Genomic DNA, 26,233 nt, shown 5'->3' with positions numbered 1-26,233 from the left:
TCAATCCGCTGTTCTGAAGGGAAGGGGGAGGGGAAGGGCGAAACAGTGCGATGAAGGACCCCTTGTCATGAACCCGACAGTTATTCGACCCAGCGTCAGCCCGAAGACGATCACCAAAGTCACGCGCCTCTTCAATGGCACCATCGGCGATATCCTCGGCGAGCTCCTCCAGAACAGTCGCCGCGCGGGCGCTTCCCGGATCGATATCGCCTGCTGCGCGGATCAGGACGCAGCGCGCCTGACCCTTGTCGATGATGGAACCGGAGTCGCCCATCCGCAGACCATGATTGCGCTGGGGGATTCGGGCTGGAGCCAGCACATCCATGAGGCCGAAGACCCGGCAGGCATGGGTGTCTTCAGCCTGGCGGGCAAGGAAACCCGGATCAGCTCGCGTCATACCGATGCCGACATCGGATGGTCGGTCCATGTCCCAGCGGATGGCTGGACCGGTGCGCAGGACATTGCCGTGCAGCCCCTTGCTCGCCCCGTCGGGACGACAATCAGCTTCCTGATGCCCGGCGTGAGCGAGCAGACCACCGAGCGGATTCTGCGCGAGGTCGCGAAGTTCTACCCGCTGCCGGTGTTCTTCAATGGCACGGAAATGCCACGCGAGGACTTTCTCGCCAAAGCAATCTACATCGCCGAGTGGAACGGCAGCCAGATCGGCGTGTTCGAAGGGCGCGAATACCACCAGGACCCCACCACGAATTTCTATGGGATGGTGCTCACCCGCAAGCTTGCCAGCGTCTCGGAGAGCCTTGGCGGCAAAACATACCATGCCCGGCTCGATATCGGGGCCACCCCGGGCCTTGCCCTTGTGCTCCCGGCGCGCAAGGAATTCGTCGAGAATGCCGCGTTTGCGGCGCTGCAGGCAGCGTGCAGGCGCACGATCTATGCCGCGCTGGCGCACAGAGGCCAGCACCGGCTTTCCTTCGAGAACTGGAAGGAAGCGCGCGATCTTGGGGTTGCCCTGCCGGAGGCCGACCCCTGCCTGCCCCGCTGGCATGCTGCCATTGCGGAGAGCGACAACGTCAATGTCGAGTATGAGGAAATCGCAGCAGGTGCGGACACGATCCTTGTCGCGGATCTTGAGCCCGATATTGCCCAGGGACTGGAGCGCGCGCTGCGCGACCACCCCTTGCGCCCGCACCTCGTCGAGAACCATCCCGCATACGCTGGCTATGGCTGGTATGACGCGCTGCATCAGCTCGGCAACGTGCGCTTCTATGTTGCAGCCGGAGAGCGCGACCACGTCATCGCCGAAAACGGCAGCTTCCCCCCGCTCGATGACCATGTTCGTGCCGAGACGATCGAGCTGAGGTTCTGCGTCTTCCACCGCGCCAGCGTAACGCAGCGCGAGGAACGGATCTCGGCAGATGTCGCCTTCGTCCTCGGCGAGGATGGTTGGTACAGCGGCATCGACCAGATCCGCATTGCCTATGTTCCGGGTCCGGCGCTGACGCCTGAAACGCTGGTCGATCTGATCGAGAACGTCTGTTTCTGCGCGAACGACGACAGCGAGGCCGACTCCTGGGACACCCAGCACGAGCACTTCCTGCGCGATGCGCGCGAGCTCGCGGCCCGGGTGCTGCTCGGCGAGGACGAGGCCATTGCGGCGCGTATCCGCGACACGCTTGCCGGCATCCTCTGGGTCATTCCCAAGGACCGGCAGGTTGCCATTACCGTTGCTGCCGGGACCGCGATCGATGTTCAGCTTTCCGCTTTTCAACCTGCGGGCTGAGTCCCGCGAGGCCGTCCGGTTGTCCGCTCGTCGTCTCTTGGATCAGGAGGAGACCTCCAATGCATGACACATCTGACCTCACTTGCGCGCGGCAACGCACCGAGCGCATTGCGCTGCTCAATGATGCCGCGCGCCAGGGCCGTGACCGAACGGCCCGCATCGTCATGACCTCCGGGTTGCTTGCAGAATTCGGCGGCGACACGGTGGCACAAAGCATGATGGTTCAGGCTCGGTTGATGGCCGCTCTGCGCCATTGCACCTTCGCCCCGGATTCGCCCGAGCGAGACTTTGCAAGCATGGATGTCGATGGCATCAAGGTGCTGATGAAAGTCGATTTGTATGATCCGGGGCTTGTCAAGTTCGCATTGAACGGTTCCTTCTGTTGACGCGGTGGGGGGCACACGCAATGCTCAGGGATTGGCTTCATTCGTTCCGAGGTCAGCTGATGCACTATCCGTGCATAGACTTGTATCCGGTCGCGGCCGTGCCCGCGCACCATAATCCGTATTCACATCCCCGGATCGAGCAAAGGCGGATGCGGACCAAACTACTACTGGGCGTTTTCAGGCGCCATCAACTTTCCCGGTCACACATCACACCAATCCGCGTCGCTTTATCGAGCCTGTTGCAACATAAGCATCAGGCGGCGCGGAGCTCGGCACCTTGAGGGACCAGACCGGTCTCCACAAAGCGCCAAAGCGCGATTAACAATTTTCGGGCGAGCGCAACGATCCCCACCTTTGCCGCGCGAGCGCCGTTGCCTTTGAACCGGTTGCGATACCATACGGTCAGTTCGCTACTTGGCTGATATTTCAACCAACACCAGGCAAGTTCCACCATCTGCACACGTGTGCTTCGGTTACCGGCTTTGCTGATGCCCTGATCACGTGACACGTCGCCGCTGGCGAAGGGCGCCGGAGCTAACCCAAGGAAGGCCGCGACGTGTCGTCGGCTTTCGAACTTTCGGCAAAAAACCTCTGCAACCAACATTGCCGCGCTGTTCGGACCAATGCCCTTCAGCTGCTCAAGGCGAACCGCTTTCTCTCGGCATGGGAAGGTAGACTCCTCATGGAGCACAACTTCAGCGCGGTCCCGCTCGATGTCCTTGATCTGATCGTTGAGCAACGCGAGCCGTTCGAAACAGCGCTCAATTTGTCGACGAAGGTTTGGTGGCAAAGGCCGCCCATCGCCGGTGCGCGTGTCGTCGAGCTGTTTTGACCAGTCACCACCCTTGATGGCCTTGACAGTTCGTATGCCCTGTAATGCAAGTAGCCCCCTGATCCGAGAGATAATTCGGGTGCGCTCGTGCACGAGATCGCCGCGCTCCCGCATTACTCTGCGTGCGTCCTCTTCTTCGGGGGAGGGCACGTCCACGACACGGCACACGCTTTTGTCGCCAGCGAGATAGGCTTTGAGGATCCCGATCATGGCTTCGGCGTCGATGCGGTCGGTTTTTGCGCGCCTGCCTCGCCGCGACACGAGGAAGCTGGCGGGATCCAGCACATATGTATCGATGTCGTTCGACCGCAGTAGCCTTGCGAGCCAGAAGCCATCATATCCAATCTCGAAGCACAGGCGAATGGCGGCAGGTTCACCGATACGATCAGCGGCCTTGCACTCAAGATTGCGAAGGTGACTGATCAGTTCCGCGCTGTTCCCGGCAGGAATTGTCCGTAGCGAAGGCTTCGCCGCTCCTGGCGAGAGCGAAGCAACAAGCCAGTTGCGCTTGCTGAGCTCAACGCTGACAATGACAGAAGTCTTGGGGCAGTAATATGACGACGAGTTCTCCATGTAGCGTTCTCCGTGAGGTTTGACGGAACAACGGCATAGCCGATCCGGCCTGCATAGGATCTATTACGACACCGAACTGGCATTCGGGTCCGAGGATCCGGCCAATCCAGCGATGACACAGCGCGTCATCACGCTGATGCGGCCAGCGGACTACTGATGAGTTCAGGGGCTGACATGTCAGTGCGCCGCGGGGCATCGGCCCAGTTAAGGGTGGGGAGGTAACGAGCGCATGAGCAGGCACAAAGTACCGCTTCGTGACGGGATTGCTGCTGCCAGTGCCTATGTCGGATGGGACCGACCGCTTCAGACCTATTTCGCGCAGGTTCTGAGCGCTCCTGACGAAGACGGGGAGGAAATCGAACTCGTATGGGTCGGAACCGCTTTCGGAGAGCTGCCCCGCGCGGTTGACGCAATCCGCGCGCTCGAGCCCTATTGCCATATCGAGGCAAGTCTTGCCGCACAGCTCGAGATCGACAGGATGGCCTGCCTCGCCACGCGCGATGGACCCAATCAGCTCGAAGCCAAGGCGTTCATGGCGCGCCTCAACCAGATCAAGGACGGGTCCGAGCCCGAAGCTTAGGTCGGTACAGACCGGGCCTGGCTCGTAGCAGGGCCGGTTCAGCTCCAATCCAACTATCGAGACTCCTCAGCCCTCTGGGCTGGACAGGATGACGCGCGCCTGCGGTGGCTGGCGCACGGGCCGGGCCAGGGGCCCGGAGGAGAGGGGGGATGGGAGAAGGTGTTCCGGACAAGGGGTTCGGACGGCATCAGGAGAACTTCGACATGAACATCGGCACCCTCAAGGCCAACGCAGAAGGCGTTCACATCGGCCGCATCACCACCCTGACCTTCAGCGCGACGGTTGCGCTGCGGGCCTTCGAATCCACCAACGAGCGGGCACCCAAGTTCGACCTCATGGCGCTCTCGGCGGACCGCCGCAGCTGGGTCAAGATCGGCGCGCTCTGGGAATACTCGTCGAACGAGACCGGCGAGTGCTTCCTCTCGGGCCAGATCGACGATCCCAGCCTCTCGGCGCCGATCCCGGTCGCCATGTTCCAGCAGAACGATGGCAGCTACAACGTCGCCTGGCGCCGCTCGAAGCCCAAGGCCTCGCTCGACGGCTTCGGCAGCGAGAGTGAAGGCGCCCTGCCGCCGCTGACTGCCACCGGCGACGAACCGGCCAGCGACCGCAGCGTTGACAGCGGTGCTGCCGCCGGCGACGGTCTGGGCGACAGCACCGCTCCGGCACCCAAGGGCAAGACGCGCGCGAGCGTCGACGCCTGACCGGGACAAGCCCCCCGTGACCGGTGCCGCGACCCGCGCCGGTCACATCGGGAAGGCCCGTCCGCGCATTCGTCGCGGGCGGGCCTTTTCTTTGCCCGGTGCTTGCAAGCCGAGCCGACCTGCAGCGGAAACTCTGCCTGCGAAAGAGAAGGGGGAGGTGCCGTTCAAGCAAAGGAGGCTTGAATGGCACAGACAAACTGGACTCTCGATCTTGGCGGGGCTCCGTGGAACGAAGACTGCGCGCAGATCGGCCACACCCCGAACTTCGACCTCGTGAATACCGCAGAAGTCACGCTCTACAGGGCTGCGCTGATCGCGGTCGCCGGGCCTCCGCCCGCCGGGATCACCCTGCGGATCAAGGCTAACGCCCATGATTTCGGGACCTACCGGACGGTCGAGGCGAGCGTCGACGACGAACAGGACGATGGTAGCCATGCCAGCTATATCGAGACCCTCGAGACCGGCTTCGCCTTTTGGCATCAAGCCGGGTTTGCACCGCCTGAATTCGGCAAACTGACAGCGAGCAATCAGCTTGCGGGTTTCGTCGTGGATGCCGTCGCAAGCGCGCTGCGGATCACACGGCCGAGCAGCACCGGCGCATTCTTCCCAGCGTCCTCCGGACCGCTTCACCGGAACCTCACCGCAGCCTTTCCGGAGGCGGCGCAGCGCGCCTTTTCCGAAGCGAGCCTGCCATGCTGACCGACAGCGAGCGCTTCGCCTTCAGCGTCTGGCGGATCCATGCGTTCGCCTCGACGGGCAATGCCTACGACGCCGTGCAGACCGACGAGAGCATCGCAGCCGGTGACACCCTGCTTGTTCTCGATGAACGGGTTGTCGGTGTCGCGATGACTTGGCCTTTTGCCATCACGGCACAGCCGGGCAAGCTTCACGCGGTCTGTGCGCCTGGCGCTGGCGAAACCCTTGGGCACATTGAAAGGGCGCTCGATGTTCCAGACGGGTCAATCGCTCGAGCCTGCCGCCTCGCAAGGACACTGGGCATTGCGATTGATGCGGGCCTCGTCCCGTGGCTGTCTGAGCCGCTGGCGAGAGATGGGGACGACTAGCGCGGCGAGTGGCGCCACAGAAATCTTGCTATTTTGGCAATAATTGCTATTTTAAGGCCAAGAGGAGATACCACCATGCCAGCGGCGGCGAATGAGCACCCCAGGGTTCCCCTAACCCAGTTTCACAACAACACCGGCGAGTTCCTCGATCTGGCAACCAAGCAGCCGGTCGTCCTGACCAGCCATGGCCGCGAGCGGCATGTAATCGCAGATAGCGAGTATTTCCGCCATCTTGAACAGGCGGCACGCGGTGTGATCGCCGGCCACATGAATATCGAAGCTGTCGCTTCGTCCGACATGACCGGAGCCGACCGCAAGGCTTTTGCCAATGCACGGCCTTCGGCCAGTGAACTTGCCAATGACCGCTGGGAAGACTGACCGACCCGCCGCAGGCCATATCCTCCGTTACGTCTATCTCTTCGAGGAAGAGCAGAGACGAGGCCGCGACGAAGGCGTCAAGGAACGCTTCGTCGTCGTCGTGGGTGTGGACGGCTCGCGCTATCTGGTTGCCGCGATCACGACCAAGGGCGAGGGGCGCAAGAACGCCATCCCCATCCCCGATGAGATCGCACGCACAGCCGGGCTCGTTCCGGGTAGCGCGATTGTCGTTTCGGAATTCAACCGGTTCACCTGGCCCGGGTTCGACATCAGACCCCTGATGAAGCAGCCCGGGTACATTGCCGGACGACTCCCACCGCGGTTCACAGCAAAGATCATCGATGCCATCGGAGCCTGGGGCGCCGCTGCCGTCGATCGCGATTGATTTCCGGAACGCCGAGGCAGCCTGCTCCTTGGAGCCTTGTCTGATCGTGCATCAACGTCAGGCCAGTCACGCCGGCGTTGTGGATTGGCGCCGGAGGTGGCCGAGGTCGGGTATTCCGGATCAGTGCCGCAGAGGGACCTCTCGCTCACCGGGATCGGCAAGGGCGGGCGAATTATCCCGTGATCATCATCGTCAATAACAAGCCGGTACGCGGCGAAGTTGATGTCCAGGCGTGCGATAAGCTCCTGTGCCAACAGCACGTCCGCCGACCAGTGCCCATGCCTCTTTGGTCGAGCTTAGGGCCAACCTGCAGAAATGCGAGCCGTGTTGCCCGGCAAGCCGGGCTGCCCGCACCACCTCGATTTACGAGGTTCCCCGCGCGCGGAAGCGCGCGGTGTCCCAGCTCTCCCGCCGAGGCTCGACAAGGGCACCGGCGGACGAGCCGTCGGTACCAAGGAGGCTCTTGCAATGAACATCGTCAACCTCGTCGGCCGTCTCGCCAAGGATCCCGTTGCCCGCGACCGCAGCGACACCCGCATCACCGAACTGATCCTCGTGACTGAACGTCCGGTGATCCGCGACGGCAAGGTCCAGAAGGATCCGGAAACCGGCTACCCGGTCAAGGATGCCGAATTCCACAAGATCACCGTCTTCAACGGCCTCGGGCTCCCGCTGCGCCAGCACAAGGCCAAGGGTGACCAGCTCGCCGTGACGGGCCGCATCCACTACTCGCGCTGGCAGGACGCCGAAGGCAACGACCGCTATGGCTGCGAGATCATCGCCGAGAACGTCGAGTTTCTGTGATCATCAGGAGGGCGGCGCTTCGGTGCCGCCCTTCGCCGCGTTATTGATGGTGCGCACCCGAGTGCGGAACGCAGGCCGGTTAGTTGCCGGTGGGATTTATCCTGGCACCACGATGACCACAGCTGCAGCGCAAGTGCCGGGCTACCATGTCCAGTTTGAGGGGGATCGACCTGGTGAAGCACTGATCGCGCAGCCGGGCCGCCGGCATGATGACTACACGCCTGCAGCGGCCGCACTCGATCTGCGCATTGAGGCCATGACGAACGAGATCGGCGACAGAATCGAGGCGTTTGGTTCCCATACGCCACCGAGAACATATAAAGAACTTTATCGTCAAGGGATGCCGAAGGGGAGGTTGGCGCCTGCCGGCCTATGGCCGGCATCGCACTTTATTCCGCCGGGCTGCCGGCAGCACACAAGCCTTGCTCGTGTGCTGCGTCTGCGACCGGCGTCACCGAGTCCCTGCCGGGTCTCGGCCCGTTCGGGTGGCGATCGCTGGCGCGGTGAGCTTTGCCCAAGCCATGCGTTGCTTTCGGTTCCGCAGGGTATGCTCTTATGTCCGGTTTAGGGAAGCAGTTTGATCGCGCCGGATGACCGGAAGTGGGTGGAAAGGCGAATGGCAGCATCTGGACGACCTGTCGCGTAAGATCAAAACTCGATGTGCACACCAAAGCCCGGGCGCGGGGCAATGGTGGCGCTGCCAGAATGGGCGGCAACGATTGCCGCAACCATGGCCAGCCCCAGACCATGGCCGGGTGTGGATCGGCTGCGGTCTACCCGTGCAAACCGATTAAAGAGGTCTGGCGCCTCATTCTCGCTCACGCCCGGACCATCATCAGTGACGGCGAGGCTGATGCCATTATGGGTGCTTTCGAGGACGATGTGGACGGTCGTTCCCTGCGGCGTGTGCTGCGCGGCATTGTCGAGCAGGTTCGTGAGCATCTGTTGCAGCAGTCTGCGATCGCCGCGCATAGTCAGGGCGGGCGCAATGCTGGTTACAAGCTGGTGGCCGCTGCTCTCCATTGAGGGTCGGAACGCCTCCGCCACATCGGCCACCACCGCGGTGAGATCCACCGTCTGGAAGTGCGCGCGGGCGGCCATACCTTCGACCTCCGCAATCCGCAGCAGGGCGGAAAAGACCTCCAGCAACTCACCTGCTTCCCCGGCGGCAGCCTCGATGGCCTCGCGTTGAAGCACGGCGTCGTGCTCGTGCAGGGCCTCGTCGAGCCGGTTTTGCAAGCGTGTCAGCGGCGTGCGCAGGTCGTGGGCAACATCGCTTGAGACCTGGCGCAGGTTCTCCATCAGGCCGGCGATCCGGTCGAGCATCCGGTTGAGCGTCGTAGCCACGCCGTCGAACTCGTCGCCGGCCCCGGCTAAGGGAACCCGCCGCGACAGATCGCCAGCAATGATCGCAGCCGCAGTCTGATCGATGCGGGCAAGGCGGCGGCGTGTGACGATACCCACCAGCCAAGCCGCACCGATGCCGAGTAGCAGCATCGCGCCGAATGCGCCGAGAAACAGCTGGATGAAGCGGATGTCCATCTCGTCGATTGCGGCGCGATCCGCTCCGACAAGCAGCCGGTAGCCACCCGGGAGGGCGGTGGTCAGCGTTTGCGCGATCCGCTCCTCGCCGCCCAACTTGTAAGGCAGCAGCTCGACATAGCCGGGCTTTGACGGGACAATCGTATCGAGCGATCCCGCTACGGGTCTGTTTTGAGCATCGACGAGCCGATAGCCGAGGCTTGCCGTGCTGCTCGCCGCCTCACGTCGACGGATGGCGGCAGCCACGCCCTCATGTCCGTCCTGCCCTTCGTCGATCAGCGCCTGCGTCTCGATGGCAATGCGGTGATCGAGTTGCAGTTCGAGCGCCTCATGGGTGGTTTCGAATGCCACCGCGCCGATCACGAGTGTCGCCAGCGCAAAACCCATGGCGACGGCGGCCACCAGACCGAAAGTGCCGCGCCACCAGCGCTTCATCCGCCGTCCCTGATGAGATAGCCCGCGCCGCGCACGGTCTCGATCGGATCGCTGTCGAACCCGGCATTGAGCTTGGACCGCAACCGGCTGAGATGGGTCTCGACGATGTTGGTCTTGGGATCGAAGTCGAAATCCCACACCCGTTCGAGCAGCATGGTGCGGGTCATGATCCGCCCGGGGTGCCGCATCAGCTCGGCCAGAAGCGTGAACTCGCGGGGTTGGAGCGCGATCCTGCGTCCTGCACGCAAAACCGTGCGGCGATGCAGATCGAGCTCGATGTCGCCTGCGATCAGCCGGGCGGGCTCCGCTGCGGTCGAAGGACGACGACCGAGCGCATGGATGCGTGCCGCCAACTCGGTAAAGGCGAACGGCTTGACCAGATAATCGTCAGCTCCGCCTTCCAGCCCTTCGACCCGATCGGCAATTCCGCTGACTGCTGTTAGCATCAGCACCGGGGTGGTGTTCCCGGCAGCGCGCAAAGCCTTGACGAGCGCCAGCCCATCCAGCCCCGGCAGCATCCGATCGACCACCATGGCATCGAAGCCGCCATCGGTCGCCTGGAACAGCCCGTCGCGGCCGTCGCCGCTGGTCACCACCTGATGTCCCAGCTCGGCAAGGCCGCGGGCAATGAACTGGCTGGTTTCGGTATCGTCCTCGACGATCAGGATTCTCATGGGGTCATTCTAACGGCTTGGCACCGCTGCGCCAGCCACCGCCAAGCGCGCGGAACAGCGCCACCTGCGCCTGTGCAACCGCGAGTTCGGACTGCGCGAGCGACAGCTCGGCCTGCGCCAATGTCCGGTCGGCGTCGATCCGCAGGAGTGGTGCCGCATCGCCAAGCCTGACGCGCGCCTCGGCGCGGCGAGCGTAGAGACGCCCTTCGTCGCGGGCTTCGGTCAGCGCGCGGTTGCGGCGCACTTCGCCATCATAGGCCGCAAGAGCCGTCTCGACATCGCGCAGCGCCCGGAGGACCGCCACATCCCATCCAGCCAGCGCTGCCCGCTCGGTCGCTTCAGCCTGTTCGATACGTGCGCGGGCCGGGGCCTGATTGGGAAAGGCCCAGCTCACCAGCGGCGACCCGGTCGCGACCAGCCCTCCGCTCAGCAGGCCGAGCGCCCCGCCAAGGTTGATACGGGGGTAGAGATCGGCACGAGCAACACCGATCCGCGCGGTGGCGGCAACAAGGCGCCGCTCGGCCTCGCGGATGTCCGGGCGGCGCAGCAGCAAAGCCGTGCCATCGCCGACCGGAGCCGCATTGCGCAGTTTGGGCGGCGCGCTGCAAGTCACGGGATTGCTGCGGGCCTCTCCTGCCGGACGACCTGCGAGAGTGGCGAGGCGGTAGCGCGCATTGGCCTGCGCGGCTTCCAACGGTGCGATGGTTGCCTTGGTCGAGGCGACAAGGTTGGCGGCCTGCGACACTTCCAGCGGGGAGACCTCGCCTGCCGCCAGCTGGCTGCGGATGATTGTCAGCGCGCGGTCCTGAAGCGCGACCTGCTCTTGCACGACGGCAAGGCTGCGGGTTGCGCCGCACAGATCGACATAGGCCAGAACCGTATCGGCGACGACCGCGACCTTTACCCCATCGAGAGCAGCGGCCTGCGCTTCGGCATCGGCGCGGGCAGCGAGTGCGCCTGAACGGAGCCGTCCGAACAGGTCTGCGTCCCAGCTGGCGGTCACCCCCAGATCGTAGTCGGTCGTCGGCACGTTGCCCGAGGCGCTGGGCTGATTGGCGGGCTTGTCGACGCCGAGACTGCTCTCGATCGTGGTCTGGGGAAGCCGGGCGGCTTGCGCCTGACGCAACGCCGCGCGCGCACCATCAAGATTGGCATAGGCCACTCTGAGATCGGCATTCGCCGCAAGGCTGGCCTCCACCAAGCGGTCAAGCACCGGATCATCATAGAGCCGCCACCAATCATCGGGCACAGGCTCGATAGAAGCGACCGGCAGGCTCGCGAACGGCCCGGCAGCGATCGTGGGATCGACCTTGGTTGCCGCAGGCGGGGCCGTTGTCGCACAAGCGGTCACCATCAGCGCCGCGACGGGGACTAGCCGCTTCATGCCACCGCCTCCGCAAGGTCCGGCTCGGGTGCCGGACGCTCCTTGCCAAAGCGGGCATAAAGCGCGGGCATCAGGAACAGGTTGAGCGCGGTCGATGAGATCAGGCCGCCGAGGATGACGATTGCCATGGGATGCTCGATCTCGTGGCCTGGCTTGTCGCCCGCGACCACGAGCGGCACCAGCGCAAGCCCGGCGCACAGGGCGGTCATCAGGATCGGCACCAGACGTTCCTGAGCGCCGCGAAGGATCAGGGCCGGGCCGAACTCCTCGCCCTCGAACCGTCGCAGATGATCGTAGTGCGAGAGCAGCATGATGCCATTGCGCGCGGAAATCCCGATTACGGTGACAAAGCCGACCAGCGATCCCAGCGACAGAACCCCGCCGGTGAGCGCGACCCCGATCACCCCACCGACCAGCGCGAAGGGCAGGCTGAGGCCGACCAGCGCGGTGATCCGCGTCGAGCGGAACTCCAGCCACACGAGCAGCAGGATACCGACAAGGCAGGCAAGGCCAACCGTCCACAGCCGCGAACGCGAATCCTTGAGCGCTGCATATTCGCCTAGAATCTCGGGGTGATAGCCGGTGGCGAAGGGCACCTTGCTCACCGCGGCCTCGACCCCGCGCGCCACGGCGCCAAGATCGGCGTCGCTGGCGATGTTGAGCGTGACATCGAGACGGCGCTGGCCGTCCTCGCGCTTGATTTCGTTGGGCGCGGGCACGATCACCACATCGGCAACGTCGCGCAGGCGCACTGGCGCGCCGACCGGGGTCTGGATCATCAGATCGGCAAGCGCGTGCTGATCGCCGCGGATTTCAGGTTCGCCCCACAAGGCGACATCGAAAGCCTTCTGGTCGCGATAGATTTCGCCCAGCTTCTCGCCCGCCACGAGGGTCTGCGCCTGTCGCCGCACTTCGCCCGGCGTGAGGCCCAGCGTGACCAAATCGGCGGCGCGCGGGCGGATCTGAATCTGCGGCACGAGCACCTGCTGTTCGACCTTGAGGTCGGTCACACCCGGAATGCTGGCGACCTTGCCGCGCACCCGCTCGGCTGCGGCGCGCAGCTCGTCCTGATCAGGGCCGTAGATCCGCACCACCACGGTCGCGCCTGCACCCGAGAGCACCTCCTTGATGCGCTCGCGCAGATAGGTGAGCACGTCGCGATAAAGACCAGGATAGCCTTCGACCACCTCCTTGATGCGCGCGACACTGGCATCGTAATCGACGCCGTCGTCAAGGCTGATCCACAGCTCGGTGAAGTTCGGACCGACCACTTCGTCAGCCGCTTCGGCACGCCCGATATGCGCCCCGAAGTTGCGCACGCCGGGGATCGCGCGCAGCTCCTTCGAGGCGCGGATGGTGATGCGGTCCATCGCATCGATGCCGACGCCCGGCTTCTCGACGAAGTGCATCAGGAAGTCGGTCTCGCGGAAGTCGGGCAGGAACTGGTCCTTGAATCCCAGATAGCCCACGCCGGAGAGCAGCAAGCCGCCCGCGACGATGCCCATGGCAAGGCGGGGCCGGTCGATCAGCCGGGGTAGGATGCTAAGATAGCGCTGCTTGAGCGAGGCGACAAAGCGCGTGTCGCGATGCTCCTTCATCGGCGCATGCGGCAGCAGCATCAGGCACATCGCAGGCGTCACCACCAGCGCGACCAGCAGCGAGGCGGCAATTGCCAGCACATAGGCAATCGCCAGTGGCCGGAAGAATGTCCCTGCCACCCCGCCGAGAAAGAAGATCGGCAGGAACACGAGCATCACGATCAGCGAGGCGAAGACCACCGCCGTGCGCACTTCGAGCGAGGCCGAAAGCACCACGGCAAAGGCCGAGCGCGGATTGTCCGCCTCACGGTTCAGACGCAGTCGGCGGGCGATGTTCTCGACATCGATGATTGCATCATCGACCACCTCGCCAAGAGCAATCACGAGCCCGGCTATCACCATCGTGTTGATCGTCGCCCCGCTCCACAGTAGCACGAGGCCAGCGGCCAGCAGCGAAAGCGGGATCGCCACAAGGCTGATAGTCGCCTGCCGCCAGTCGCGGGTAAAGGCGAACAGCACGATCGCGACCAGCAGGCAGCCGATCATCAGCGCGCGGGTCAGATTGTCGATCGACTTCTCGATGAAGGTTGCCGGGCGGAAGATCGTGGTGTCGATCTTGACGTCCTTGAGGCCGGGGCGGAGCTCATCGACTGCCGCCTCGACATCGCGGGTCAGCTGGAGCGTGTTCCCGGTCGGCTGCTTCTCGACGATCAGCATGATGCCCGGACCATCGTCGATGATCGCATTGCCGATGGGCGCGGCGAAGCCATCGGTCACCCGCGCGACATCACCCACCCGCACTGGGGCATCGCCCGTGATCTTGATGACGGTGCGGGAGAGGTCCTCGGCGGTCTGGATCGCGCTCGCCTGCTGCACCGGCAGCCGCTGGTTGGGCGTATCGACAAAGCCGCCGCCGCCGACCAGCACCGCATCGCCGGTCGCTGCGCGCAGTTCAGCCAGCGTGACGCCCGAGGCTTGCAGCCGGTCGGGATCGGCAAGCACCTGCAACTGGCGGTCGCGATAGCCCCAGACGGCGACATTCGCGACACCTGGCACCGACATCAGCTTGGGCCGGATCGTCCAGCGCACCAGCTCGGAGAGCAGCATCTGATCGAGCTTCTTGGAGGAGATGCCGATCTTCATCGCCCGGCTCGATGACGAAAGCGGCGGCAGCATGACCGGTGGGCGGGCAGCCGCAGGCAATCGCGCCTGCACCTGCGCCACGCGCTCCTGCACCAGCTGGCGAGCTCGGATCACATCGGTGCCGCGCTCGAACAGGATCGTCACCGACGAGAGGCCCAGCACGGACTTCGAGCGCAAGGTCGCCAGATCGGGCACGCCATTGACGGCGGTTTCGATCGGCACGGTGATCAGACTTTCGACCTCCTCGGTCGACAGGCCCGGCGCCTCGGTCTGGATCTCGACAATGGGCGGAGCGAACTCCGGGAAAACATCAAGCGGCACATCGGCCGACGCGCGCAGGCCGAGCACCACCAGCAGCGCCGCCATGGCGAGCACCAGCACGCGCTGCTTCAGCGCGGAGCGAACCAGCCAGGCCAGCATCAGTGCGCGACCCCGAACTCGGTGCCGAACAGCTCGGCAGCGCCTGCGGTGACCACCAGCGTGCCAGGACGCAGGCCCCGCGAAAGGATCGCGCGGCCACCTTCCGTTGCTGCCACCTCGATGCGCTGGCGCACATAGGTGTCGGCTTCGGTCTTGGCATAGACCCATTCACCGCCATAGATGTCGCTCAGAATCGCAGAGGTCGGCACGGACAGCCCTTCGCTCCTTCCACCAGCAAGCGGGAGCGCGACGCTGACCCTCTGGCCGACGCGGTATGCCCGATCACGATTATCGAGCGCGAAATAGAGATCGACGGTGCCGGCCACTGCATTGGCAGATGGCGGCGCATCGACGGGCCGCGCCGATCGCTTGGCACCTTCCTGTCCAAGCGGCGAGACCAGCGCCGACTGTCCTTGTTGCAGCCCGGCAAGGTCACTCCCGAAAACCGGGACCCGCACCCAGACGTGGCGCTGGGTTCCAAGGCTCGCCACCGCAGGCCCGAGCAGGCGGCGCTGGGCAGCCGCAGCGTCGGCAGCAGCCTTTGCCGCACCAAGTGCTGCCGTCGCTTCATCGCGCGCGCGGATGCTTCCCGCTTCCTCGTCAACCAATGTCGAGGCGCGATCGTAGGCGACGCGCGCCAAGGCCAGTTGCGCCCTTGCCCGCGCAAGTTCACCATCGGCGGCCACCTGTTGTGCGGCGAGTTGTTGCAGGTTGCTGGCGGAGTTGATTGGCGCGCCGCCGACGCCCGCCGGGATGACGATCTCGCCGCTGGTCATGCGCACGGCCGATGCGGTGCCCGTCCCGATCCGCTCGGTTACAATCCCGAGCCGCTTCTGCGCTTCCGGCGTAAGCTTCAGGCGGACAAGTTCGGTCTCGTGGGCGATCGCCTCGCTGTGAACAGGTGGCTTGCCAGGCGCAGCGGGTTCGCTTCCGCAGGCGGTCAGGAGAATGGAAGGGACGAAAGCGACAAGGGCGAAGCGGTTTGGCATTCCTGCCGCATAAAGCGCCTACATTGGGGCAGTGTTGGCAAAGCTATACAATATCCCAATGTTGCAGCGTGATCCGCTGAAGTCTTGGGGTTACCATGCTTAGGGCAGCTATGGGGTCGCTTTCAGAATGTCGGCTTTCGGTAGCGACGTGAACGAAACTGCCGGGCCGCTTCAAGTACGGGTCATGCTCCTCGCGGAATGTAGCCGGGCACTGCCAAAGGACCCTATCGGTCCTTCCGATCCAGACGGACCGCCTTTCCGATAAAGCCCGGAGGATCTTGCACGAAATGCGCTGCGTCCGATTGGAGAACCGTCCTGATCACAGCTTCCCTGCTTGGCTGGATCATCGCACCTTCCGGCGTTGCAAAGACGCAGTCGAAATACTGCGCGAGCTCGCAGACCCCGCCGATCAATGGCAGCGAGATATCTGCCACGTCGAAGCGGACCTGGATTTCTTCGATGTATTGCTCATCGAAGCTCACCTGGATGTCGTCGTTCGGCTCGTCACCCCACACCCGGAGACCGGTGTAGGATCGCGGCTTCTCGGGCAACAGCGCGTCGAGTTTCGTGAACAGCACGTCCGCCTCTGCGATTGGCAGCGCCAGAACAGCCTCCTCGAGCTGCGTGCGGCTCATCCGTGCAGCGTCGACCCCTGCGATACGCGCCGCAGAGGCAGGGATCAGGTTGATGACGAACTGCCAGACGGCCATCACTCGAACATAGCGCCATTGCGGGGGCCGACAATGGGCTCATTACATGAACGCGGGAGCTGCTTTGCCGCACCCCGGCGCCGCCGCCCGTCCGGGCAGGGCAGCGCCCCTTACCCGCGAACGCGCCCTTCCTTGTCAGGAAGGCGTTCGCGGTCGGAGCTTTCCGACCGTAATGCGCGCAGCGGCGCGCAGGCGGGTCATTCGGCATCCTCCGTCCGGCCAAGTATCGGCTCAGGCTGTCGCTGCGCTTGACTTCGCCGCCCGCGCGGCGGCGCTGCCGGCCTTGCGGCATCGTCCCTGGCAGTCCGTCGCCTGCCGACCAACCCCGCCAAAGGGCCTCTCAAGATTGGTGGTGTTCCCGCTGTAACCCCTGCGCGGGGCCGAAGGGGCGGCCCGGCGTGGCGCTGATGCGCCTGACCGGGCCTGCCTTCGTCTCTCTTGCTCGGGGGCGGGAACGTCTCTTCCACACACAGGAACACCTGCCGAAACATATCGGTCTCCGGCGCTCGTCAAGGATCGCGGTTCCCCCAATTTTCCACACACGTGCCTGCTGCGCTGCGCTTGCGGCAAGTGCGCAGAAAATCGGCACCCCCACGCCCGCCATGGCGGCGGCGAGCATGGCTCGCCGTCCCTGACTGCACGCCTCCGAACCGATGGGTTGTCGGCCGTTCCCGATGTGGGGACGATTTCAACAATCGGAGGCTACCCATGCAGAAATTCAACAGCTTCGCTGATCTCGCCAATGCGCGCATCGAACTCGCCGACAGCCGTGACGGTATCGTCGAATCCTACGACGGTGCCTTTGTCGAGCACAGCGATCTTGCCAAGCTGAGCATCATCGATGAACCGATCGCAGCTGAAATGCCGGATCCCGACATGGCGCGCCGCGCCGTGGAGATGGCTATCGGAACGATCTTCGATGTCCTCAAGGACACGCGCATGGAGGAGTTCGCGCAGCAACTTGCCTGGGGCATGGTCAACTCGTTTCACATGACCGCCCGTCTGGCCGAGGGGCGCGAAGACGATGCCGCCAAGAAGCTGGGTGAGGTCGCTCGTCACTTTGATCCTTCGGAGATCTACGCCGTGGAACTCGAGGAGACACAAGCGCTCTGCCAGACCCTGCAAGGATGCCGAGAAGCCCTCGAGGCAATGCGGGACCATGCTGCCGACGTCTACCGGGTCGAAACAGGCCGGGTATTCACAGCCACGCGCGGGTCGCAGGTCAGCAAGAATGGTGTGACCGCCTCGCAGGTCCAGGCACAGGATTACCTTGCCGCTCGGGCGAGAGATCGGCGGGCACAGTTCCAGCCCGATGGTCCGCTAGTGATCGTCTCTGGCGGCCAGCAGGACTGGCATGACTTCGAGATGATCTGGGAGATCCTCGATGACATCAAGGCCCGCATCCCAACGATGGTTCTGGGGACGACCGGAATGCGCAAGGGTGTCGATGCCATGGCAAATGCCTGGGCACAGCGGAACGGAGTGCAAACCATCCTCTTCATGCCCGATCGTCGCCACGGCAACCGTGCCCCGTTCTTGCGCAATGAGGACATCGTGAAGCTGGGGCCGGTCGAGGCGATTATCGGTGAAGGTTCCGGCATCCAGTCCAACTTGGCACAGCGCCTCCGCCAGGCGGGAGTGCCGCTTCACATCCGGCGCATCAGTGATCAGCGCAAGCCAGGCTCACGCAGCCTCGCATGAGCGCTTTATGGAAGGCTCCGGCTCTGACCGGGGCCTTCCATTCTTCTTTCGTGCGAGCACGGGCTCAGGGGGCATCGAACCCCCCTTGCCCGTCATGGAGGAAGCCCGCTGGTGCCTGATGCTAAGCGCTGATTGGAACATGCAAAGGGGCGGCCCGAGATCGGTGGGAATGGCCCCGCTCAGTATCCGGTCCTCACCCCTAAAGAGGAGGGGGAAAGCAAGATGGCGAGCAGCAGCAGGAGGTAAAGATGCTCGTCACATTCAGGGTGAAGGACAAGACCACTCGGCTCCATTCCGAACCTGCGGAAATCTCCGCGCTCGAGCTCGCAAGCTTGATGCGGCGGCTGCACGCGGGCCATGCCGACATCGAAACCGAGAGCCACGAATTCTCGGCTGCACCGCTCAACTTCGAAGTCAACGCGAACTCTCTTTCCCTCGCAAGCTTTGCCGCCTGCTTTGACTGGCGAGCCGAGGTAATTGCGATTGTCGAGGAGGCGCAGTTTCTTGGGCGAACGCTGCGTGTCCACTGCCCCGGCGGACCCTCCCCGATCACCATCATGGTCTCCGAGCATATCGCCCTTGCGCGCGACATCCTGCTGCCATCAGAACTTGCCGCCAAGGTCGTGCGGGCACTGGGGCAGGGCGATGGTTCAGAGGGGGAAATCCCGCTGGATGCGCTACGTGCCCTGCTTAGCGATCAGCATACCGCTGAGGCCTTTCGAATTGCCCAGATCGAGACCGTCTTCGAAAGCCTGTCGGTCCTTGCATACACCGATTGCGGCGAACAGTTTCCAACAATGGAATGGGCGTCCTGAGCGCGTTCTCAGGTGAAGCACTGCTCATCCGCTGAATGGCAATCTTGCTCCCGTCTCTGAATACACAGCGCTAACCAGTTTCAGGTCGATCGACGAACAGCCTCCCGTTCGTTCGGCAAGGGGAAAGGGTGCCCGGCCTCAAGCCGTGGTGCCCTTTTCTCATGCCATGGGACCAGCGCTCTGCGCGAGGGTGGCAACGCTCCCAAGGCGCGGTGTAAATCCGACTTCAGCCTCATGCCAATGGCCCGTCCACCACCATCGCCATGAGCACTCCGGACATGCCCGGGTCAACCACAAACAGGCCGACCGGGATGTCCGCAAGCGGACTTCCGCACCACTCGACCAGTTTGCGGTCAAGCCTCCGCTTCGCTCCGGTGACCCGAGCACATCCGGAGCGCTGCTTCATGGCATGGCGGACGAGCCGCCAATGACAGGAGGCAACGATGTGCTACACCGCAGAAGCCTATGAAGCTGACACCGCCACGATCCGTCAGATCGATACCGACATCATCGCACTCGATGAGAAGATCATGCAGGCAGAACGGCGCTCCTATCACACCTTCTTCGATGTGCACGTGGTCCGGGTCGGAGACGGCTCATATCTGCTGATCGAGGAAGGGGACTATGGTGAGCTTCCGCTGCATCTGATCGACGACATCGTCTACACCGCAGCCGGGAAGATGGACGACGAATACTGAGCCTCACGGGTGCGGCAATCCGCACCCAAACGCCCCTGTTCTTACGCCCGTCTCACGCCAGCTTTGCCAGAGCATCAACCGCTGCTTTGGGCTTCACTTTCACGGCGAGCTCGAGGAGCTGGATTGCACGATCCTGCCCCACCTTTCGCACCAGCCTGGCCAGCTGCTTTTCCGCCTCTTCCTGTTCGAGTTCCGCGAGCTTCTTCTTCCGCTCTGCCAGCTCCTTTTCAGCAGCTTCCAAAGCAGCGCGCTCGCGTTCAACCTTTGACACCATAAGGCCTAATCCTCGCGTCTCGTTTGACTGCCAGATGATATCCATCTGTGGAGTCAAATCGAGACGTTTTTTTGTCTGATGCTTCTGCGCCCTCGCGGACAATCGTGATGACACCCCGCAGCTGAGGCTTCGAGACGGGCACTGCCGATCGTCGTCGATACAGTGCAGTCTCCGATATCGGGGCACGCCGGCCTTCGGCCTGGCTTCCTTCCGGAATGCCACCTCCGACATGCGACTCCCACCAAACCTTTGATCTCAGCACATAGCCGCCAAGTCCCTGAGAAAGCACACCGAACACGGTTTGACCGTAAGGCGTTTCGGAACGAATCACGTTTAATTGCAGGAGGTTAGACGCAAATAGGCGACCCCGGGGATCGGCGAAACATGTTTCGGGCACTTACGGAGAACGTCTAAAGCATGTGAAATCAGAGAGATAGCGCCGCAACATGTTTCGGATCGCAAAGCGCTTTTCATGGCGTTTCGGCTACGGTATAAATGCGCCTGCGGTATCCAAGCCATGCATAACCTTGTGAGGTTTGCATGGGTAAAGTCTTCAAAGGCATCGGCATCGGTCTGTCCGAGGAGGTGCTGCGCGAGCTGGATGCATTTGCCACCAGCAAGGGTGTTTCGCGGGCTGAAGCGATCCGGGCTTCGATTGCCGTTGGCCTCCCCCTCCTCAACCTTGGCATCGCGCTCAATGCCGAACGCGCTCTGACGATCCTCGAGCATACTCAGCTCGCGCTGTCGCTTCTGGTTGAACGGCAATACCCCGAGGACGTCAACGAGCTCATCGATATGGCTCTGCGCAACGTGCGTGAATACCATGCGTGAGGACATCCGTTTCAGCAAGAAAGCCGTCACGCTGACTCACGACTCCGCGCGCGGAAAAGTGAAGCGAAATGCCGGCAATTTCACTCGCGGATCGCAGCTGTTTCACCATCAGATTCTGATGACCTGGGCAGGGGTGCGTATCCCTCTTTACACATGGGCCGGGACAACGCTCTGTCTGCTGTCCCTGCTCGTTGCGATCACCTTCAAGGACCATGAGGTGAACCTTGTTCTGATGCGGGTCCTTGCGGAGTTCTGGAATTGGGTCGGACTGAACCCCATGAAGTCCGTCAACCTGACCCTCCCGTCGGGCGATATGGTGCAGGGCCGGATGCATATGGTGCCCTTTCATCCCGCCGTGATGGCGGCATGGGGAAAGGCCATTCAGGTGACCGTCTCAGCCATGCTGGGATCGGTCTTCATTTGCGTGCCGCTGACGATCTGGTTCTTTGACTACTCGCGACGCCGCGGGTCAGAGATTCTCACCGAGCGCCATGAGCGCGGTGCGGTCAAGGTCGAGCGTGATGTGCTCATTGCCGCGATCAAGCAGTACAACTGGAATGAGCACCAGAAGGAATGCCTTGCCCGGGTTCCGGCAGAGGATCCCGATGCGGTTCTCAAGGAGAGCCTCAAGAGCCGCACTCGCCGCGGACTTCACCAACCCTACAGGCTGGCTGGTGTCCCGTTCCCTTGGCGCCTCGAGCAGAGCCACGCGATGTTCATCGGCACCACTGGAGCAGGCAAGACAACCGAGCTCAAGAAGATCGTCACACAGGCGCGCGCGCGGGGCCATCGGTGCGTCATCTTCGACCTCACCGGGACCTTCGTCGAGAGCTTCTACGAAGAGACCACCGACTTCATTCTCAATCCGATGGATCAGCGTTGCCAACCCTGGTCGATCTTCAACGATTGCGACAACTATGCCGAGTTCATGAGTGCCGCCAGCGCGCTGGTCCCGAGCGGCCGCAATGCGGACGATGATTTCTGGCAGAAGTCGGCCCGCACAATCTTTGTCGAAATGTGCATGAAGATGATCAAGCTCGGCATCCGCTCGAACGGCGGGCTTGCCTACTTCCTGATGCACGCCGACCTCAAAACAATCAGCCGCTATCTCGAAGGAACTATCGCAGCTCCGTTGATGTCGCCGTCAGCTGCAAAAATGGCCGAAGCGATCCGGGCAACCTTCAATGCGAACGCCAACGTATTCCGCTTCTTGCCTGAGCCGGCCAACGGTCAGCCCGGCTTCTCGATCAACAAGTGGATGACCGAGGATGTGAAGGAAGGATCGATCCTTTTCATCACGTCGACCCACCCAGACCTTGTGCTTAATCGGCCGCTGCTGACCTTGTGGATGGACATTGCCGTCAACGCTCTGTTTCGCATGGGCCGGACCCGCAATCTGCGCACCTGGTTTCTCATTGACGAAGTCCATGCGCTCCATCGTCTGCCCGCCATCGAGAACGGCCTTCAGACCGCCCGAGGGGTCGGCGGTGCCTTCATTCTGGGAATGCATTCCTTCGGTGCCTTGCAGGACACTTACGGGGAGAATGGCGCGACGCATCTCACGTCTCTCGCTGGCACCAAACTGATCCTTAAACTGGCCGATCCGGCCACTGCCCAGCGCTGCTCGGAGTTCATTGGCCGGCGCGAGGTCAGGCAGATGGATGAGGCCTATTCCTATGGCTACAACAGCAACCGGGATGCTTCGACGATCACACCGCGCACCCAGGTGGCCGAACTCGTCTTCCCGGACGACATTTCCAACCTTCCGTCGATGCACGGCTTTGTGAAGTTCCCGGACGGATTTCCGGCAGCCCGGATCGAGCTCAGTTGGAAAGATTACAAGGCGCGCGCGCCCGGTTTCGTTCGTGTCACGGATATGCGCGCGGCAGACTATGTTCCAACGCCCGAGGAAGCCGCAGAGATGTTGATGAGGGCAGGTGAGGAGAGCGGTCCGGACAGGCAGCCGCAGCGGTCTGAAAAGCCCGTCGATGCGGAGCGCACCGATGCCGAGCAGGAAGCGGAAAGGCTGCGCGAGGAGATCGAGCGATCGGTCGAACGAACCGTCGAAGAGGCTGAGCGAATTCTGCGCGAACAGCGCAAGGAGGAAGAGAGCGCTGGGCCACCGACGCGCGATCACGACCCCCACAGCGCCTTCAAGTTCAGCAAGTCTGGCGAGAAGGACAGACGCGAGAGGCAGCAATTCGCTTTGAAGGATGTCGAGGAGCGATCTGGTCTCACGCGGAACCGTACTGAACAGCTGCGCGACAAGGATGCGCGGGATGCGGGCCAGGAGAGCGAGATCCAGCGTGAAAACATCCATGGCTTCGGGGCCGAGGACAAGCGCCGCGCAGAGCCTTCGATTGATGACGATCAGGAGCCGGAACGATGACGGTTCACATCACTGTCCGGAAGCCGGCACCAGCATCCTGCGTTGCCTTCGGCCTACGGCTGCGGACGCTGCGAGCGGCGCTTTCCAAGACGCAGGGCGAGTTCGCCTCGGACCTTGGAATCGCGGTGAAGACGGTCAAGAATTATGAAGGCGGTCACAGGGATCCGCCAGCCACTCTCGTCGCGCTTGTCTGCATCAAATTCACTGTCGATCCAGCCTGGCTTCTGCTGGGCGATGCCGCTCGTCCAATGTTCCAGTCAACGCCTCGGGAAGGGGCCTGACATGCTTTCGGTCGCATCAGTGGGATCGGCAGGAGGCGCAGCCAACTATTTCGCCAAGGATGACTACTATGTTGGCGATGGCCCGGCTGAGCTCAGCGAGTGGGGCGGGAAGGGTGCCGAGGCTCTCGGGCTCAAGGGGCAGGTCTCGAAGGACGACTTCGAGAAGCTGCTCGACGGCAAGCTTCCCGACGGGAGCATCGTCAATACCAATGCCAACCGCCGCGCCGGGATCGACCTGACTTTCTCGATGCCGAAGTCGGCTAGTCTGATGATCCAGTTGGGGGGCGACAAGCGCGTTCTGGAGGCGCAAGCCAGTGCGGTCAAATCTGTCATGGCCTATCTGGAAAAGCACTTCGCAGAAGCGCGGGACTATTCCCGGAATGGCAATGGCGAACCGGTCAGGACCGGCAACCTCGTCTACGCTGCGGATTCCGACGATCGCGCGCATGTATTCCGATCTGATGCCGCGCAGCGTTCCGCTTTGATCGCGCGCAGGTGAAGCACCTGATCGTTGGTATGTTGTGGCACTATGCTTTGCCGCGGGTCAAGCGGCTTGAGCGGCGATGCTTCGCCGCATGGATTCCCCGGATAGCTCGAGCCTGTGGGCGTTGTGGACAAGCCGATCGAGGATGGCATCGGCGTAGGTCGGATCGCCGATGAGATCGAACCAGCGCGCGATGGGTAGCTGGCTTGTTACGAGCGTTGAACGGCGCCCATAGCGATCCTCGAGGATCTCCAGCAGATGATGGCGGGCATTGCCATCGAGCGGCTCAAGCCCCCAGTCATCGAGGATGAGCAGGTCCACGCGGGCCAGGCTCTTCATGCGCGCAGCAATGCGGCCATCGCCCTTGGCAAGCGACAGCTCGTCGATCAACCGCGGCAGGCGGGTGTAGAGAACCGAGCGATTGTCACGGCAGGCCTGATGCCCGACGGCGCAGGCCAGCCAGCTCTTGCCGACCCCTGCTGGTCCGATAATCGCACAGTTCTCATGGGCAGCGATCCAGCTGCCCTTCAGCAGCATTTCGAACAACCGCCGATCGAGCCCGCGGGCGCTGCGATAATCAACGTCCTCAGGCACGGCTTGGTGCCGCAGCTTTGCCTGACGCAGGCGCAGGGCGAGGCGCTTGTCATTGCGCCATGTCGCTTCATGATCGAGCAGCAGCGCCAGCCATTCCGCGTGGTTCAGGCTGGCGGCATCGCCATTGCCATCCAGATCCGCAAAGGCTTGGGCCATGCCGATAAGGCCAAGCTGGTTCAACTGATCAAGTGTGGGGTGTTTGAGCATCCTTGCTCCTTTCAGTGGTAGTATTGAGAGCCCCGGATATTGTCGTGCAGGATCGGCTCGCGCTCCGGGGCTTTGGACACGGGCACCTTGTCGAGCCCCTTTTCGAGGATCGATTTTACAGACGGATAATTGCGCGCGCCGATCTCCAGCGCGCGAAGCGCAGCCGCTTCAAGGCGCTCAGCGCCGAACCGCTTGGACAAGCCGATGATCCCCAGGCACGAACGGTAGCCTTGCTCGGGATGCGGCCGGTCCTCGATGATGCGCGCCATCAACAGCGACAGCATCGGGCCGATCCGGCCCGCCTCCTCCTGGATCTTTGCCGGTGTCCAGTCGAGATAGCGCCGGTGGCTCGATGGCATGTGCTCGGGCACGGTCGTGTGCCGACCATTGCCACTGCCGCGCATGTGCACCGCGATCCGCTCGCCGCCGAGGAAGATCTCGACGCTGCGGGCCGTGTAACGCACCTCAACCTCGCGCCGCGCGTAGCGGTGCGGCACCGAGTAATGATGCTGCTCGAGCGCGATATGGTAATCGAGCCCAACCCGGCAGCGCTTCCATTGCGCATGAACCCATGGCTCCGGTGGCAGCGGCTTCAGGTTCGGCGCATCGACCTCCTCGAACAGCTGGCGGCGCGTGCGGCCGAACTGGCGAAGCACACGGCGCTCATTCAGATCAGCAAGGCACTCGGCAATGGCAGCGTTGAGCTCGGCCAGGCTGTAGAAGATGCGATTGCGCAGACGGCCCAGCACCCAGCGCTCGACGATCCTGACACAGGCCTCAACCTTCGCCTTGTCCTTGGGCCTCCTCGGCCGTGCCGGCAGCACTGCCGTCCCGTAATGCCGAGCCATGTCCGTGTAGCTGCGGTTGAGCATCGGATCGAAGTGGCAAGCCTTGATCACCGCGACCTTGGCATTGTCGGGCACCAGCAGCTGCGGCGCTCCGCCGAAGAATGCGAAGGCAGCATTGTGAGCCTCGGCCCAGTCAGCAAACTGCTCGGTCCAGGTCGCACACGCAAACGACAGGCTCGAGCCGCCCAGCACCGCGACGAACAGATGCGCATCGCGGATCTCGCCGGTTCTGCGGTCTACCACCACCGGCACCGTGTCGCCCGCATAATCAACGAACAGCTTCTCACCGCCGGCATGGCTCTGGCGCATCACCAGCGGCAGCCGGCCTTCCCAGCGCCGGAACAGGTCGCACCACCGGCTGTAGCGATAGCCGTCGGGGTTCGCCGCGTGGTATTCCTCCCACAGGATCTGCAGCGTCACGTGCTTGCGCTTCAACTCGCGCGCCACCACCGCCCAGTCGGGCTCAGGCAACTTGCGGCGCCCGGGCTTCACCCCTGGCACGCCGTAGAGCCGGGACTCCAGGTCGCTGTCCGTCATTTCAGGCTGCACTGGCCAAGTCAGACCCGACCGATCGAACCGCCGAAGCGTATCCCGGACCGTCGTCGGTCCGACCCCGACCCGCTCGCCAACCACCCGCGTCGAAAGCCCGCAGTCCAGACTCAGACGCAAAATCTCGCGCACATGGCGCATCGTAACTCTCCTCGTCGGCATGCATTCCTCCAACCGTTATCCGGTCGAAAGAATGCCCCAACGATCAGGTGAGCCTCACCTCAAACTGCGCGCGATCATATCGGAATGCTGCGCGCGCAATTCTCGGAACACCGCGCGC

Annotated in this window: 28 protein-coding genes; 17 read left to right on the top strand and 11 right to left on the bottom strand. The window is 63.1% G+C overall.

Annotated features, from left to right (window positions below; all coding sequences use genetic code 11):
• Positions 1 to 67: 67 nt before the first annotated feature.
• Both BZF57_RS18450 and BZF57_RS18445 read left to right on the top strand, forming a co-directional pair.
• Positions 68 to 1,741, top strand: a complete 1,674-nt coding sequence (locus tag BZF57_RS18450; protein WP_039330700.1) for a hypothetical protein — start codon at positions 68 to 70, stop codon at positions 1,739 to 1,741.
• A gap of 59 nt (positions 1,742 to 1,800) precedes the next feature.
• Positions 1,801 to 2,127 carry a hypothetical protein gene (locus tag BZF57_RS18445; protein WP_058803384.1) on the top strand — a complete coding sequence of 109 codons (327 nt, stop codon included), beginning with the start codon at positions 1,801 to 1,803 and terminating at the stop codon, positions 2,125 to 2,127.
• A 253-nt stretch (positions 2,128 to 2,380) separates the two neighbouring features.
• Here the strand turns inward: BZF57_RS18445 and BZF57_RS18440 are convergent, their stop codons facing one another.
• Positions 2,381 to 3,532 carry an IS110 family RNA-guided transposase gene (locus BZF57_RS18440; RefSeq protein WP_086740694.1) on the bottom strand — a complete coding sequence of 384 codons (1,152 nt, stop codon included), beginning with the start codon at positions 3,530 to 3,532 and terminating at the stop codon, positions 2,381 to 2,383.
• 19 nt (positions 3,533 to 3,551) lie between these two features.
• Here BZF57_RS18440 and BZF57_RS21810 point away from each other — a divergent pair, with 19 nt between their 5' ends.
• The 8 genes from BZF57_RS21810 to BZF57_RS18405 all read left to right on the top strand — a co-directional run bounded on the left by BZF57_RS21810 (position 3,552) and on the right by BZF57_RS18405 (position 7,447).
• A complete protein-coding gene (locus tag BZF57_RS21810; protein WP_143738567.1) occupies positions 3,552 to 3,689 on the top strand; it encodes a DUF3768 domain-containing protein in 138 nt (45 codons plus the stop codon).
• 72 nt (positions 3,690 to 3,761) lie between these two features.
• Positions 3,762 to 4,112: a hypothetical protein gene (locus BZF57_RS18435; protein WP_052241788.1), complete on the top strand. Its 351-nt coding sequence runs from the start codon at positions 3,762 to 3,764 to the stop codon at positions 4,110 to 4,112.
• Positions 4,113 to 4,261: 149 nt separating this feature from the next.
• Positions 4,262 to 4,816 carry a DUF736 domain-containing protein gene (locus tag BZF57_RS18430; RefSeq protein ID WP_086740692.1) on the top strand — a complete coding sequence of 185 codons (555 nt, stop codon included), beginning with the start codon at positions 4,262 to 4,264 and terminating at the stop codon, positions 4,814 to 4,816.
• 183 nt (positions 4,817 to 4,999) lie between these two features.
• Positions 5,000 to 5,515, top strand: a complete 516-nt coding sequence (locus tag BZF57_RS18425; RefSeq protein WP_039330704.1) for a hypothetical protein — start codon at positions 5,000 to 5,002, stop codon at positions 5,513 to 5,515.
• On the top strand, positions 5,509 to 5,880 hold the full coding sequence (locus BZF57_RS18420; protein WP_022675508.1) for a hypothetical protein: 372 nt from the start codon (positions 5,509 to 5,511) through the stop codon (positions 5,878 to 5,880). The genes BZF57_RS18425 and BZF57_RS18420 overlap by 7 nt, the downstream gene beginning before the upstream one ends.
• A gap of 75 nt (positions 5,881 to 5,955) precedes the next feature.
• Positions 5,956 to 6,258, top strand: a complete 303-nt coding sequence (locus BZF57_RS18415) for a type II toxin-antitoxin system prevent-host-death family antitoxin (protein ID WP_039330707.1) — start codon at positions 5,956 to 5,958, stop codon at positions 6,256 to 6,258.
• Positions 6,239 to 6,643, top strand: a complete 405-nt coding sequence (locus BZF57_RS18410; protein WP_022675506.1) for a hypothetical protein — start codon at positions 6,239 to 6,241, stop codon at positions 6,641 to 6,643. Before BZF57_RS18415 ends, BZF57_RS18410 begins: the two co-directional genes overlap by 20 nt.
• A gap of 468 nt (positions 6,644 to 7,111) precedes the next feature.
• Positions 7,112 to 7,447 carry a single-stranded DNA-binding protein gene (locus tag BZF57_RS18405; protein WP_039330710.1) on the top strand — a complete coding sequence of 112 codons (336 nt, stop codon included), beginning with the start codon at positions 7,112 to 7,114 and terminating at the stop codon, positions 7,445 to 7,447.
• Positions 7,448 to 8,095: 648 nt separating this feature from the next.
• Here the strand turns inward: BZF57_RS18405 and BZF57_RS18400 are convergent.
• The 6 genes from BZF57_RS18400 to BZF57_RS18375 all read right to left on the bottom strand — a co-directional run bounded on the left by BZF57_RS18400 (position 8,096) and on the right by BZF57_RS18375 (position 16,282).
• Positions 8,096 to 9,424 carry a sensor histidine kinase gene (locus BZF57_RS18400; RefSeq protein WP_086740690.1) on the bottom strand — a complete coding sequence of 443 codons (1,329 nt, stop codon included), beginning with the start codon at positions 9,422 to 9,424 and terminating at the stop codon, positions 8,096 to 8,098.
• A complete protein-coding gene (locus BZF57_RS18395) occupies positions 9,421 to 10,098 on the bottom strand; it encodes a response regulator transcription factor (RefSeq protein WP_039330712.1) in 678 nt (225 codons plus the stop codon). The genes BZF57_RS18400 and BZF57_RS18395 overlap by 4 nt, the downstream gene beginning before the upstream one ends.
• Before the next feature lie 4 nt (positions 10,099 to 10,102).
• Positions 10,103 to 11,482 carry an efflux transporter outer membrane subunit gene (locus tag BZF57_RS18390; RefSeq protein ID WP_039330714.1) on the bottom strand — a complete coding sequence of 460 codons (1,380 nt, stop codon included), beginning with the start codon at positions 11,480 to 11,482 and terminating at the stop codon, positions 10,103 to 10,105.
• On the bottom strand, positions 11,479 to 14,583 hold the full coding sequence (locus BZF57_RS18385; protein WP_086740687.1) for an efflux RND transporter permease subunit: 3,105 nt from the start codon (positions 14,581 to 14,583) through the stop codon (positions 11,479 to 11,481). The genes BZF57_RS18390 and BZF57_RS18385 overlap by 4 nt, the downstream gene beginning before the upstream one ends.
• Positions 14,583 to 15,359, bottom strand: a complete 777-nt coding sequence (locus BZF57_RS18380) for an efflux RND transporter periplasmic adaptor subunit (protein ID WP_240506045.1) — start codon at positions 15,357 to 15,359, stop codon at positions 14,583 to 14,585. Before BZF57_RS18380 ends, BZF57_RS18385 begins: the two co-directional genes overlap by 1 nt.
• Before the next feature lie 437 nt (positions 15,360 to 15,796).
• Positions 15,797 to 16,282 (bottom strand): hypothetical protein, encoded by a 486-nt coding sequence (locus BZF57_RS18375; protein WP_039330721.1) that lies wholly within the window; start codon positions 16,280 to 16,282, stop codon positions 15,797 to 15,799.
• A gap of 708 nt (positions 16,283 to 16,990) precedes the next feature.
• Here BZF57_RS18375 and BZF57_RS18370 point away from each other — a divergent pair.
• Both BZF57_RS18370 and BZF57_RS18365 read left to right on the top strand, forming a co-directional pair.
• A complete protein-coding gene (locus tag BZF57_RS18370) occupies positions 16,991 to 17,983 on the top strand; it encodes a DUF2493 domain-containing protein (RefSeq protein ID WP_086740685.1) in 993 nt (330 codons plus the stop codon).
• Between the two features lie 248 nt (positions 17,984 to 18,231).
• Positions 18,232 to 18,798: a hypothetical protein gene (locus tag BZF57_RS18365; RefSeq protein ID WP_086740683.1), complete on the top strand. Its 567-nt coding sequence runs from the start codon at positions 18,232 to 18,234 to the stop codon at positions 18,796 to 18,798.
• A 232-nt stretch (positions 18,799 to 19,030) separates the two neighbouring features.
• Here BZF57_RS18365 and BZF57_RS21165 read toward each other — a convergent pair whose 3' ends face one another.
• A complete protein-coding gene (locus tag BZF57_RS21165) occupies positions 19,031 to 19,204 on the bottom strand; it encodes a hypothetical protein (protein WP_022675499.1) in 174 nt (57 codons plus the stop codon).
• A 37-nt stretch (positions 19,205 to 19,241) separates the two neighbouring features.
• Between BZF57_RS21165 and BZF57_RS18360 the strand changes: the two genes are divergently transcribed.
• Positions 19,242 to 19,496, top strand: a complete 255-nt coding sequence (locus BZF57_RS18360) for a hypothetical protein (protein ID WP_022675498.1) — start codon at positions 19,242 to 19,244, stop codon at positions 19,494 to 19,496.
• A 52-nt stretch (positions 19,497 to 19,548) separates the two neighbouring features.
• On the opposite strand, the gene BZF57_RS18355 is transcribed toward BZF57_RS18360, so the two are convergent.
• Positions 19,549 to 19,815: a hypothetical protein gene (locus tag BZF57_RS18355; RefSeq protein WP_086740681.1), complete on the bottom strand. Its 267-nt coding sequence runs from the start codon at positions 19,813 to 19,815 to the stop codon at positions 19,549 to 19,551.
• Between the two features lie 495 nt (positions 19,816 to 20,310).
• On the opposite strand from BZF57_RS18355, the gene BZF57_RS18350 reads away from it, so the two are divergent.
• The 4 genes from BZF57_RS18350 to mobF are packed head-to-tail and all read left to right on the top strand — an operon-like array spanning position 20,311 to position 23,770.
• Positions 20,311 to 20,601, top strand: coding sequence for a ribbon-helix-helix domain-containing protein (locus BZF57_RS18350; RefSeq protein ID WP_022675496.1), 291 nt, complete (start codon positions 20,311 to 20,313; stop codon positions 20,599 to 20,601).
• A complete protein-coding gene (locus BZF57_RS18345; RefSeq protein ID WP_052241796.1) occupies positions 20,594 to 22,990 on the top strand; it encodes a type IV secretion system DNA-binding domain-containing protein in 2,397 nt (798 codons plus the stop codon). The genes BZF57_RS18350 and BZF57_RS18345 overlap by 8 nt, the downstream gene beginning before the upstream one ends.
• Complete coding sequence (locus BZF57_RS18340) at positions 22,987 to 23,271, top strand: helix-turn-helix domain-containing protein (RefSeq protein WP_052241798.1); 285 nt, start codon at positions 22,987 to 22,989, stop codon at positions 23,269 to 23,271. Before BZF57_RS18345 ends, BZF57_RS18340 begins: the two co-directional genes overlap by 4 nt.
• Position 23,272: 1 nt before the next feature.
• Positions 23,273 to 23,770 (top strand): MobF family relaxase, encoded by a 498-nt coding sequence (gene mobF / locus BZF57_RS18335; RefSeq protein WP_086740679.1) that lies wholly within the window; start codon positions 23,273 to 23,275, stop codon positions 23,768 to 23,770.
• Positions 23,771 to 23,815: 45 nt separating this feature from the next.
• On the opposite strand, the gene istB is transcribed toward mobF, so the two are convergent.
• Positions 23,816 to 24,556 carry an IS21-like element helper ATPase IstB gene (gene istB, locus BZF57_RS18330; protein ID WP_086738086.1) on the bottom strand — a complete coding sequence of 247 codons (741 nt, stop codon included), beginning with the start codon at positions 24,554 to 24,556 and terminating at the stop codon, positions 23,816 to 23,818.
• An 11-nt stretch (positions 24,557 to 24,567) separates the two neighbouring features.
• The gene (istA, locus tag BZF57_RS18325; protein WP_162290999.1) at positions 24,568 to 26,094 is read right to left on the bottom strand and encodes an IS21 family transposase; all 1,527 of its coding nucleotides are present in this window, start codon (positions 26,092 to 26,094) and stop codon (positions 24,568 to 24,570) included.
• Positions 26,095 to 26,233: the final 139 nt, after the last annotated feature.

Origin of the sequence: Erythrobacter colymbi, assembly GCF_002155685.1 — a bacterium.
In the GTDB taxonomy this organism is placed as follows: Bacteria; Pseudomonadota; Alphaproteobacteria; order Sphingomonadales; family Sphingomonadaceae; genus Erythrobacter; species Erythrobacter colymbi.
This window is presented reverse-complemented; position numbering and strand designations above follow the sequence as displayed.

Excerpts from the sequence above, each read along its gene's own strand:
- BZF57_RS18450 (WP_039330700.1), top strand. The coding sequence starts at position 68 with ATGAACCCGACAGTTATTCGACCCAGCGTCAGCCCGAAGACGATCACC.
- BZF57_RS18445 (WP_058803384.1), top strand. The coding sequence starts at position 1,801 with ATGCATGACACATCTGACCTCACTTGCGCGCGGCAACGCACCGAGCGC.
- BZF57_RS18440 (WP_086740694.1), bottom strand. The coding sequence starts at position 3,532 with ATGGAGAACTCGTCGTCATATTACTGCCCCAAGACTTCTGTCATTGTC.
- BZF57_RS18435 (WP_052241788.1), top strand. The coding sequence starts at position 3,762 with ATGAGCAGGCACAAAGTACCGCTTCGTGACGGGATTGCTGCTGCCAGT.
- BZF57_RS18430 (WP_086740692.1), top strand. The coding sequence starts at position 4,262 with ATGGGAGAAGGTGTTCCGGACAAGGGGTTCGGACGGCATCAGGAGAAC.
- BZF57_RS18425 (WP_039330704.1), top strand. The coding sequence starts at position 5,000 with ATGGCACAGACAAACTGGACTCTCGATCTTGGCGGGGCTCCGTGGAAC.
- BZF57_RS18420 (WP_022675508.1), top strand. The coding sequence starts at position 5,509 with ATGCTGACCGACAGCGAGCGCTTCGCCTTCAGCGTCTGGCGGATCCAT.
- BZF57_RS18415 (WP_039330707.1), top strand. The coding sequence starts at position 5,956 with ATGCCAGCGGCGGCGAATGAGCACCCCAGGGTTCCCCTAACCCAGTTT.
- BZF57_RS18410 (WP_022675506.1), top strand. The coding sequence starts at position 6,239 with ATGACCGCTGGGAAGACTGACCGACCCGCCGCAGGCCATATCCTCCGT.
- BZF57_RS18405 (WP_039330710.1), top strand. The coding sequence starts at position 7,112 with ATGAACATCGTCAACCTCGTCGGCCGTCTCGCCAAGGATCCCGTTGCC.
- BZF57_RS18400 (WP_086740690.1), bottom strand. The coding sequence starts at position 9,424 with ATGAAGCGCTGGTGGCGCGGCACTTTCGGTCTGGTGGCCGCCGTCGCC.
- BZF57_RS18395 (WP_039330712.1), bottom strand. The coding sequence starts at position 10,098 with ATGAGAATCCTGATCGTCGAGGACGATACCGAAACCAGCCAGTTCATT.
- BZF57_RS18390 (WP_039330714.1), bottom strand. The coding sequence starts at position 11,482 with ATGAAGCGGCTAGTCCCCGTCGCGGCGCTGATGGTGACCGCTTGTGCG.
- BZF57_RS18385 (WP_086740687.1), bottom strand. The coding sequence starts at position 14,583 with ATGCTGGCCTGGCTGGTTCGCTCCGCGCTGAAGCAGCGCGTGCTGGTG.
- BZF57_RS18380 (WP_240506045.1), bottom strand. The coding sequence starts at position 15,359 with ATGACCAGCGGCGAGATCGTCATCCCGGCGGGCGTCGGCGGCGCGCCA.
- BZF57_RS18375 (WP_039330721.1), bottom strand. The coding sequence starts at position 16,282 with ATGGCCGTCTGGCAGTTCGTCATCAACCTGATCCCTGCCTCTGCGGCG.
- BZF57_RS18370 (WP_086740685.1), top strand. The coding sequence starts at position 16,991 with ATGCAGAAATTCAACAGCTTCGCTGATCTCGCCAATGCGCGCATCGAA.
- BZF57_RS18365 (WP_086740683.1), top strand. The coding sequence starts at position 18,232 with ATGCTCGTCACATTCAGGGTGAAGGACAAGACCACTCGGCTCCATTCC.
- BZF57_RS21165 (WP_022675499.1), bottom strand. The coding sequence starts at position 19,204 with ATGAAGCAGCGCTCCGGATGTGCTCGGGTCACCGGAGCGAAGCGGAGG.
- BZF57_RS18360 (WP_022675498.1), top strand. The coding sequence starts at position 19,242 with ATGTGCTACACCGCAGAAGCCTATGAAGCTGACACCGCCACGATCCGT.
- BZF57_RS18355 (WP_086740681.1), bottom strand. The coding sequence starts at position 19,815 with ATGGATATCATCTGGCAGTCAAACGAGACGCGAGGATTAGGCCTTATG.
- BZF57_RS18350 (WP_022675496.1), top strand. The coding sequence starts at position 20,311 with ATGGGTAAAGTCTTCAAAGGCATCGGCATCGGTCTGTCCGAGGAGGTG.
- BZF57_RS18345 (WP_052241796.1), top strand. The coding sequence starts at position 20,594 with ATGCGTGAGGACATCCGTTTCAGCAAGAAAGCCGTCACGCTGACTCAC.
- BZF57_RS18340 (WP_052241798.1), top strand. The coding sequence starts at position 22,987 with ATGACGGTTCACATCACTGTCCGGAAGCCGGCACCAGCATCCTGCGTT.
- mobF (WP_086740679.1), top strand. The coding sequence starts at position 23,273 with ATGCTTTCGGTCGCATCAGTGGGATCGGCAGGAGGCGCAGCCAACTAT.
- istB (WP_086738086.1), bottom strand. The coding sequence starts at position 24,556 with ATGCTCAAACACCCCACACTTGATCAGTTGAACCAGCTTGGCCTTATC.
- istA (WP_162290999.1), bottom strand. The coding sequence starts at position 26,094 with ATGCGCCATGTGCGCGAGATTTTGCGTCTGAGTCTGGACTGCGGGCTT.